Here is a 2,152-nt window from a genome sequence, read left to right on the forward strand (position 1 = left end):
TGCTGTGGGCTTTCCCCTGCAATCCCTAACGTGGGTAAAATATCCCAAAAGTTTACTAAGGAACATCATTATAACTAAATACAATACTATTATACCGTTTACCTTACTAAAAAATACAAAGTCGTCTGCTGTAGGAACACTTTCATACCTATCTTCAGTTAGATATTTTCCTTCATATCCTGAATAGAAAAAACAATACTCGTATGCTTTATATATACTATTGAATAGCAATAGTATGATAGCAGACAATCTGAATCTTATGTGATGGAATAACAAGTGAAAAATAAGATCAAAGAATACGAACAATACGCAGATTCCTACAAAGCCGATAAACGCCATTAATCCGTCCACAGCATCTCCCGGACCATCATTAATCACGTTAATGCTCATAATATATTGGTTTGGCTCTATCAGGACAAGAGCAAACATAAGTAAGTATATTACCCATGCAATCAGTTGTCCAACTTTCATTTCAGCTATCTTCATACTTCACATTATTAAGGAGCATAAAATATAGAATTTTTATTTCAATCCAATCTCAATGTATGGTATTCAGCTATTGACGACTCATAACTGACATTCAACACTGCAGTGGCTTTTCTCTTTTATCATCTTCTTTTCTATTGGATGTTGATGCTTGGCTGCTTGCATCTGTACCGGAGGTACGGGTATTTGTTCTCAATTTATTTATCCGTTCTTGACTGTAAAATATGCCGCAATCCACAGCCGTATTCCGTTTTCTTATGGTTCAAATAGAAATTATTTTCATCCAAATATATATTCAGTTTCCAAAAGTCCAAATCCTCTTTGTGAATGACATCCCCATAATTATTTATAAAAACAGCCACTTCGTCATCTTCTTGCCACTCCCATATATAGGGCAGTCTGTACCTGACAATATGGTTATTAACGTACAGCTTTGCAATGCTGCCACTTATTTCTGATACTTTTCCCAAATATTTGCTCTTTTGTGGGGTATGAAAGATAATTGTCGGATGAAGTTCTCGATATAGCCATCCGAATGACATAAGAATCATTATAACGGCTATTGTTATCAGTCCTTTATGTCGCTTCAATTTTATAGTCATATTTTTACTTTCTTGCTTATTGGTGATTTTATTGTTGTAATACCATAAGATTGCCATGTATGTCAGATAAATCAGAACGGATATTCCCATATAAGCGAACGACCGATAAGGAAAGACCCTTATATAAGCACTCCATAGCAAAATGGGTATGATTATTGGAAGTGCCATTAAATATTTCCGTTTGGTAAACCGCACAGCCAACATACCTATCAATAAAGTCAGGAACATGACCATGACACCTATCCGAAAAAGGATTCCCATTGAAATATCCATGTGTGCGATAGGTTTGTATATATTGACCATATCTATGCAAAGACAATACGCAATGCAAAGAATTATGTTCATTATGAAAGAAATAAATATTTTCATTTTCCTATTTAAACTATTTAGGTACAAATAGATTGTATCATCAACCACATTCAGGTTATCGTGAATGGTCTAACTCGATGTACCAGTCTTCCTTGACGGGCTTGTACAGCGTGGTGTCGTTGTATGTCCTTCGGTAGATCTCGTTCAGGTCGCCGTGTTCGGTGATACGGATGTTCCGGTGGCTTCTTAATCCGGGATCGTAAACGAAACTCTTGGATGTTCCGCCGTCCACGATGCCGTGGGAATAATATGGCATAACGAGGCTCACATATACCGAATCCGCCGTTTCCCATTCCCTGCGGTCAACAAGGACAAGACCGCATCCAATCTCTGCCAACAGGGAATCGAGCTGTATTCGGTCTGGCTTCAGCAGCCCATATACCGGGAGGTCTTCTTCATCATTCGTTTCATGGGATGTATCGCTTTGCTCTGTTGAATCAAGTATAATGACCTCTTCCGGAGAAAGCGGTGGATAGTGGAAACTGCCTTCTGAACTCTCTGACATGATTTCGTACACCTTGCGGAACGCCGCCTCGTGCGTGGTAAAGTGCCGTATCATTTCCTCGTCGCTCGGCGGCATGGGCGGCTCTTCGCAGCTTGCGGCAAACAGGCTTGCTAAAAGCAGGATTATGGCGAATGTTCTCATATTTTTATGTAGATGATGTTCGGTGGCTAATCGCTGTTTAGGCGATTTA

Annotated in this window: 3 protein-coding genes; all 3 read right to left on the minus strand. The window is 39.2% G+C overall.

Annotated elements, in window-relative coordinates; genetic code table 11:
• Positions 1-486 (minus strand): hypothetical protein (locus HMPREF2794_RS24880; RefSeq protein WP_070752992.1); only part of this gene is annotated, 486 nt, incomplete at its 3' end.
• Positions 487-683: 197 nt separating this feature from the next.
• Positions 684-1,391: a hypothetical protein gene (locus HMPREF2794_RS29730; RefSeq protein WP_246839633.1), complete on the minus strand. Its 708-nt coding sequence runs from the start codon at positions 1,389-1,391 to the stop codon at positions 684-686.
• A 121-nt stretch (positions 1,392-1,512) separates the two neighbouring features.
• Positions 1,513-2,103, minus strand: coding sequence for a DUF4948 family protein (locus tag HMPREF2794_RS24890; RefSeq protein ID WP_070752994.1), 591 nt, complete (start codon positions 2,101-2,103; stop codon positions 1,513-1,515).
• Positions 2,104-2,152 lie beyond the last annotated feature (49 nt).

It is taken from the genome of Bacteroides sp. HMSC067B03, assembly GCF_001811315.1.
Taxonomy (GTDB): domain Bacteria; phylum Bacteroidota; class Bacteroidia; order Bacteroidales; family Bacteroidaceae; genus Bacteroides; species Bacteroides faecis.

Bases quoted from the DNA above. Each gene is read 5' to 3' on its own strand.
- HMPREF2794_RS29730 (WP_246839633.1), bottom strand. From the start codon at position 1,391: ATGGTCAATATATACAAACCTATCGCACACATGGATATTTCAATGGGA.
- HMPREF2794_RS24890 (WP_070752994.1), bottom strand. From the start codon at position 2,103: ATGAGAACATTCGCCATAATCCTGCTTTTAGCAAGCCTGTTTGCCGCA.